This window comes from Effusibacillus sp. SKA8, from assembly GCF_058273125.1.
In genome coordinates, this window is the sequence record NZ_JBZCSF010000006.1 from 158,375 (window position 1) to 164,669 (window position 6,295).

Sequence of the window (6,295 nt, forward strand, 5' to 3'; positions counted from 1 at the left end):
CAGTCCAGCAAAAAAGGCCGCAAACACGGCCTTTTTCCATTAATTTGTTCTCCGGGTTATTCGTTCTCCAAGCCTTCGTACAGCGGGAATTTCTCGCAAAGCGCACGCACACGGCGCATCGCTTCGTTCAGGCTCGGTTGGTCCGCACCGTTGCGGAGGGTGAGGTTGATGATATCGGCGACCTCCACCATCGCTTCCCGATCGAAGCCGCGCGTGGTGACAGCCGGCGTGCCGATCCGAATGCCGCTGGTCACGAACGGACTTTGCGGATCGAACGGTATCGCGTTCTTGTTGACTGTGATCCCGATCTCGTCCAACAGCTTTTCCGCTTCTTTGCCCGTAAGACCGATGTTGCGGAGGTCAATCAGAATCAGGTGATTGTCGGTTCCGCCGGATACCAGGTTGAATCCGCGGTCGATCAAAGCCTTGGCGAGCGCCTGCGCATTGTCGACCACCGCTTGCGAATATTGTGCGAACTCCGGACGCAGCGCTTCGCCGAACGCGACCGCTTTCGCCGCGATCACATGCATCAGCGGACCGCCTTGAATCCCCGGGAAAATCGCCTTGTCGATCTCTTTCGCGTATTTTTCCTTGCAAAGGATCATGCCACCGCGCGGGCCGCGCAGCGTCTTGTGCGTGGTCGTGGTGACAAAATCGGCGAACGGCACCGGACTCGGATGGTGACCCGTCGCGACCAGCCCGGCGATATGCGCCATGTCGACCATCAAGTACGCCCCAACGGAGTCGGCAATCTCCCGAAGCTTGGCAAAATCGATCACCCGCGGATAAGCGGAAGCGCCTGCCACGATCATCTTCGGTTTGTGCTGCTCCGCCAGGCGGTAAACCGCGTCATACTCGATCCGGTGCGTAGTCTCGTCCACGCCGTATGGCACAAAGTTGTAATATTGCCCGGAGATGTTCACCGGACTACCGTGGGTCAGATGGCCGCCATGGGCCAAGTTCATGCCGAGCACCGTATCCCCCGGCTTCAAAAAAGCGAAATAGACGGCCGTATTGGCCTGCGCTCCCGAATGCGGCTGCACGTTGGCATGTTCGGCGCCAAAAATTTTCTTAGCGCGTTCCCGCGCCAAGTTCTCTACAATATCGACATATTCGCATCCGCCGTAATACCGCTTGCCCGGATACCCTTCCGCATACTTGTTGGTCAGTACGGTTCCCATCGCTTCCATGACCGCACGGCTCACGAAATTTTCGGACGCGATCAATTCGATCTTGGTCTGCTGGCGCCGGAGCTCTTTGCTGATCGCCGCCGCCACTTCGCTGTCAACTAAACGGATATGTTTCATAATACCTCTCCTCTTAACACAGGATTTTCCCCGTTCAACCCTCAAGTGCCACGGACAACCTTTACGTCACTATGTACACGGCTCTCGCTCCACCGATGAGTTTCGGGCGGGTGCTGGCCATTGTCACATGCGCCTGTCCGATCGTTTTGACGCTCGGGCGGACGGGAACCGCAACGGGACGGAGGTGCATGCCGATCAACGTGTCTCCGATGTCGATGCCGGCATGGGCTTGAATCCGCTCCGCCATCGCCGCATCGTTCAGACGGCGAAACGCCGCCGCCGCGACCGCACCGCCCGCCTGCGGAACCGGCACCACCGCCACTTCTTCCAGTCCAAACGCCTTCAGAGTCGACCGCTCCACCACCAGCGCACGGTTCAAATGCTCGCAGCATTGGAACGCCACATGGAACCCGTACTGTTCCCGCGCTGCCAGAACCGCTTCGACGATTGCGGCGGCGACTTCCACCGAACCGGCCGACCCGATTTTTTCGCCGATCACTTCCGAACTGGAAGCGCCGACCACAAGGATCTGATCGGATGTCAAACGAGCCGCTTGCTGCAATTCATCGATCGCTTGCCGCGTCGCTTTCGTGATGGCCTCCAGGTCTAACATCCGCAGACGCCTTCTTCCTGTCCGTATTTCTCTTCAATCCGGCGGATTTTATCCAACCGCTTTGCATGCCGGCCGCCTGTAAAATCGGTCGTCAGCCAAATGCGGACAATTTCCCCGGCAAGCCCCGGGCCGATGACGCGGCCCCCCATGGCCAATACGTTGGTGTCGTTGTGCTCGCGGGTCGCCTTTGCGGAAAAACAGTCATGCACCACCGCGCAGCGGATTCCCGGAACCTTGTTGGCCACAATCGACATGCCAAGTCCCGTCCCGCAGATCAGAATCCCGCGGTCGAACTCGCCGCCCGCCACAGCTTCCGCCACTTTGATGCCGTAATCCGGATAATCGACAGACTGTTCGCTGTCGGTCCCGAAGTCGTGCACGTCCACATTCATTTCCCGCAACACGTGTTTGATCTGTTCTTTTAAGGCAAAACCGCCGTGATCCGCCGCGATCGCCACTTTCATCCGTATCCCCCCTTCGCTCAATTTTACCCTTGCCGTATTTTTTCGACAAGCTTTTCCACCGCCTGCTCGATCTCCCGTGCCACCGCTTCGTAGACCTCCTGATCGCCTCCGAACGGGTCCGAAATATCATGGCCGGATTCCTCGCCCACATACTCTTTCAAAGTAAATACCTTATCGAGAAACTGCGGAAACATCGCTCCCAAAAAATTTTTATGGGAAGCGGTCATCGTCAGGATCAGATCCGCCCACGCCCCCAACTCTTCGGTAAACATCCGCGAGCGGTGCTCGTCCCCCTCGATTGCGCGTTGCCGCAACGCCTTCAGCGCCCCGGCCGAGGCGGGGCTTCCGGCTGCCGCCGCCACCCCTGCCGACCGGACTTCAACATTGGCGATTTCCAGATCCGCCAGTTTCTTTTTGAGAAGCGCTTCGGCCATCGGACTCCGGCACGTATTGCCCGTACATACAAATAGAACGCGATACACCCGAACACCCCCGCCTGTCGACGAACAATTTTTCCTTAATGTCCAGTATAATGCAGTATGGTTGTTCGCGCAAAAACGCTCTTGTACGGTGTTCTTGTATGGGCTCTTTTCGTAAACGCGGCGGTGTTTGTCAATGAAGGAACGCATGTTCTGAACAGACACCGATCAGTGATTCAATGGGCAGGTAGCGTGTTGGGAACAAGAATGCCGCCCCCGATTTCGGAAAGCGGCATGGTCTGTTCATATTTCCAGAAATTTGTCTACAAAGTAGATGTATAAGCCATACAGAAGGAAACTCACCAATCCACTTATACCAACGGCTTTAATAGTAAGCAGCGTGTTTGGCCAGTATAATGCGATCAACGCTCCCATAAGAGGCAAGGTGAATGTAAGGCTTTCACTAATGACATTTCGCATGTTCTCACATCCTTGATCTGCCGATTTCACTTCTGTATAGCGAATGTGAAAGTGTAGAAACAATTGATTAGAAACCTTTAATTTTCAACCAGCCGCCCCATGCACCACCAATTGCACCAGCGGCTGCCCCCGCCAGAACGGCCCGACCACTTACGCGACCAGTGCTGATATAGCTACTTACGCCACCAGCAATGCCCCCAACTACTGCTCCACCTCCAATACGAACCGCATAGACCACAAGCGGAGCCACTCCACCGCGGACATTCTCAAGTTCTTCTTGATTGAGTTCACTGAAATTTACGCGGTTAAAAACGGCCTCATTGTAGTGAAGTCTTGCAACCATTTGCATTCGATTCACCTCCCTTCGTCTATGAAGCTACCATAAACAAAGGGAATATTTTACTTCGCAAAGTTGCATTTTTTATTATGATCCAACAAGTGGTCATCCACAAAACATAATTCGGCTTTCTGAAAGAAGTCAGTTATCTAATCATCTCATCTTCCTTATCTTCACTATAAGAATGGGAAATAAGTTACAAACCAAAATATAACAACGAAAAATTTCAAAATAACCCTTACGAGAGGGTTTTTGTATTTTTGATCAATTTTTAAAAAAACTTTTTTTACCAATTCCCAGTCTTTAATCAACAGGAGCAACAAAACCACAAGTAAACCTAACAAAATCAATGTAAAGATCATATCTTCTCCCACCCTGTTTGACAAAAAAACATTGAAAAGCACCTATAAACGTGAAAGGTTTACTCTGATATAAACATCAATAATGGGTTGTACCCCAGGCAGCAGAAATTATTGGACCACATTTTCTAGTATTGATGCTATCCAGATAGTTAACAAGTTGATTTAATTCTCGATGAATAAAAGTTGATTTATTCTTTTTCGAAAAGAAACTATATTCTCAAACTTATGGTTTTGTTGACTTCAATATTCAAAGAATGAACCATCAGGTTTTCTCTCCTGGCTAAAATACTATCGATCATACTAAGCTTTTTTACGAATATAAAATGCATATGAAATGATTGCTGTAGACAAAATTAAACTTATGATCATAGTGAGTTGACCATTCTCAGTAAAGAATTGAGGGTAAAAGTGATCATAAATTAAACCGGAAACAGCTAAAGCTATAAAACTGTATATGATGATCATAGCTTTTCTTTTACTTTTATCGATTTTTTTTAAGTTTGTAACTCCGAACAGTACGCACAATATACCAACGACAATGGTCAAAATATAATACACTATAAACTACCCCCTATCATTTTGAACGTGTTCCCCAAAATATGCAGTGTGACATTTATTATATTAATAATTCAACTTTCACACCGGAAAATCTGTCCTAAGTCTTGATATAAGATTTCTTATCGAAAAATCTCGAATCTCTGTCTGAAAAAGGGCGAGGAACGAACTTCTGCTGTATTCTCCACCTTCCTGTTTATCTTTACGCTCGTGTTTGTGGGCGAAACTGGTTCCGTCTGCTTCAAAGCGATCAACGCCTGTCCTTGCTTGGCAAGGACGTGGTCAGTCGTTTCTTAACTACCCGTGATTTGCATGGCGACAATGTTTGCATGTCCTAAGTCTGAAGGTAGTTGAACAGTTTAATTTCCTTACCTCCAATTCCCGGATAAGTGCTTTCCTCGTCGATGATTACGTTCTTCGACAGGGCCGCAGCAAAAAGGCCGAATTGTTTGTCCACATTTTTAATATTTAACATGCTCATCAGATACACAGTCATCGTGTTTACGCGTTATCTCGTGATGGAATGGGAACGTCGTCGCGAACGATACGCGATCGTTGGGCGGTCTGTTCCCCTTGTTTTCCGACGAAGTTCGGGATTTGGATCTCAAAATTGCTTTGCAACATCTGAGACTGCATTCTTTTTAGAGTTCACGGAAGCCAAATCCAAACGGGATCAGTTTGTCGTTTTTAGTCAACTCCAACAATGGATTTTAAGTTTGCCCAATTATATCAAGGGGTTTGTGCGCACAATTAAGCTGCGACAGTTGAGTTAATAAGGGAAGGAAGTTCCTTCCCTTCCTTACTGATAAATTTATCGGGAGTAAGCAACATTTGAACCATAAAAACCGGTAACAATCATAGCTGTTCCGACTCTTCCCGCTGTGTGTCTCAGAATAACACCCGCAGCTGGATTGGCAATACCTGCGGCCGCTACCCCTGCCAATACAGCAACTCCAAGAGCGACACGTCCCCAATTTCGTACACCACCGTAAACCGTTTGCATTTCTTCAAAAGTAAGTTCCTTCATCATTCTTGTCACCTCCCTTCGTCTATGAAGCTACCATAAACAAAGGGAATATTTTACTTCGCAAAGTTGCATTTTTTAGTAATCTAGTGACGTAAATGCAGTGATCAAAAAATAGATATACGATACTTGTCTTTGAAAATTAACTGATTATTGACCCAAACTTTACAATTCAATGTAATAAAACCGCCCAAGGTCACATGAACATTGACAGTTCGCCCTCGGTTATCCACGAACTGTGATTTCAAGGTGTGGTATGGAATAAACCGTTCCAATGCATGCTTCCTTTTATTATGATCCAATAATTGGCCATCCACAAATAATTTTTCCTCATCTAAAAAATTGTCGATTCTTATTACATGTTCCCCATACTTGATTTGCCAGGTTTTGAAAACATCTCTTTCCAGCCTTTCATGGGTTTGCTTCCAACGGTCTTTCAGTTCGTCGGTCAATTTCAACGCTCTCCCTCCACCCTACTCCTTGAGGTTGATTTTTTCGAGCAAATAAAATAAGATTTTCTTGCTTTTTGTTACGATGCTGGCTTCCGCAACCATCCCCACCTTTAGATTCGCTTCCCGACCCTTATGGTCATAAAGAGGTTTGTTTTCGATTGTCGCTTCAACCATGTAAAAACTGTTTCCCTGTTGGTCAATCGTAGCGTCGGAACTGATTTTACGCACAGTCCCCTTTAACTCGCCATATTCTTTATGTGGGAGAGCCAAAAAGTTGTATCT

The 6,295-nt window shown here is 48.4% G+C and carries 8 protein-coding genes and 1 pseudogene; 1 reads left to right on the forward strand and 8 read right to left on the reverse strand.

Features of this window, described 5'->3' with window-relative positions:
* Window positions 1–56: 56 nt before the first annotated feature.
* The 5 genes from glyA to AC4ED1_RS07285 form a co-directional block, all read right to left on the reverse strand.
* Window positions 57–1,307 carry a serine hydroxymethyltransferase gene (glyA, locus tag AC4ED1_RS07265; RefSeq protein WP_490937155.1) on the reverse strand — a complete coding sequence of 417 codons (1,251 nt, stop codon included), beginning with the start codon at window positions 1,305–1,307 and terminating at the stop codon, window positions 57–59.
* A 61-nt stretch (window positions 1,308–1,368) separates the two neighbouring features.
* Window positions 1,369–1,920, reverse strand: coding sequence for a TIGR01440 family protein (locus AC4ED1_RS07270; protein WP_490937157.1), 552 nt, complete (start codon window positions 1,918–1,920; stop codon window positions 1,369–1,371).
* Complete coding sequence (rpiB, locus tag AC4ED1_RS07275; protein ID WP_490937159.1) at window positions 1,914–2,384, reverse strand: ribose 5-phosphate isomerase B; 471 nt, start codon at window positions 2,382–2,384, stop codon at window positions 1,914–1,916. Before rpiB ends, AC4ED1_RS07270 begins: the two co-directional genes overlap by 7 nt.
* A gap of 23 nt (window positions 2,385–2,407) precedes the next feature.
* Entirely contained in the window at window positions 2,408–2,866 is a 459-nt protein-coding gene (locus tag AC4ED1_RS07280) for a low molecular weight protein arginine phosphatase (RefSeq protein WP_490937161.1), read from the reverse strand.
* A 484-nt stretch (window positions 2,867–3,350) separates the two neighbouring features.
* On the reverse strand, window positions 3,351–3,632 hold the full coding sequence (locus AC4ED1_RS07285) for a class IIb bacteriocin, lactobin A/cerein 7B family (protein WP_490937163.1): 282 nt from the start codon (window positions 3,630–3,632) through the stop codon (window positions 3,351–3,353).
* Window positions 3,633–5,004: 1,372 nt separating this feature from the next.
* Here AC4ED1_RS07285 and AC4ED1_RS07290 point away from each other — a divergent pair.
* A pseudogene (locus AC4ED1_RS07290) lies at window positions 5,005–5,305 on the forward strand (IS4 family transposase); the annotation flags it as partial.
* 43 nt (window positions 5,306–5,348) lie between these two features.
* Here the strand turns inward: AC4ED1_RS07290 and AC4ED1_RS07295 are convergent.
* The 3 genes from AC4ED1_RS07295 to AC4ED1_RS07305 all read right to left on the reverse strand — a co-directional run.
* Window positions 5,349–5,567, reverse strand: coding sequence for a class IIb bacteriocin, lactobin A/cerein 7B family (locus tag AC4ED1_RS07295; protein ID WP_490937165.1), 219 nt, complete (start codon window positions 5,565–5,567; stop codon window positions 5,349–5,351).
* 101 nt (window positions 5,568–5,668) lie between these two features.
* The gene (locus tag AC4ED1_RS07300) at window positions 5,669–6,013 is read right to left on the reverse strand and encodes a hypothetical protein (protein ID WP_490937167.1); all 345 of its coding nucleotides are present in this window, start codon (window positions 6,011–6,013) and stop codon (window positions 5,669–5,671) included.
* 21 nt (window positions 6,014–6,034) lie between these two features.
* Window positions 6,035–6,295, reverse strand: a 261-nt coding sequence (locus AC4ED1_RS07305; RefSeq protein ID WP_490937169.1) for a beta-barrel domain-containing protein, incomplete at its 5' end; no start/stop codon positions are given.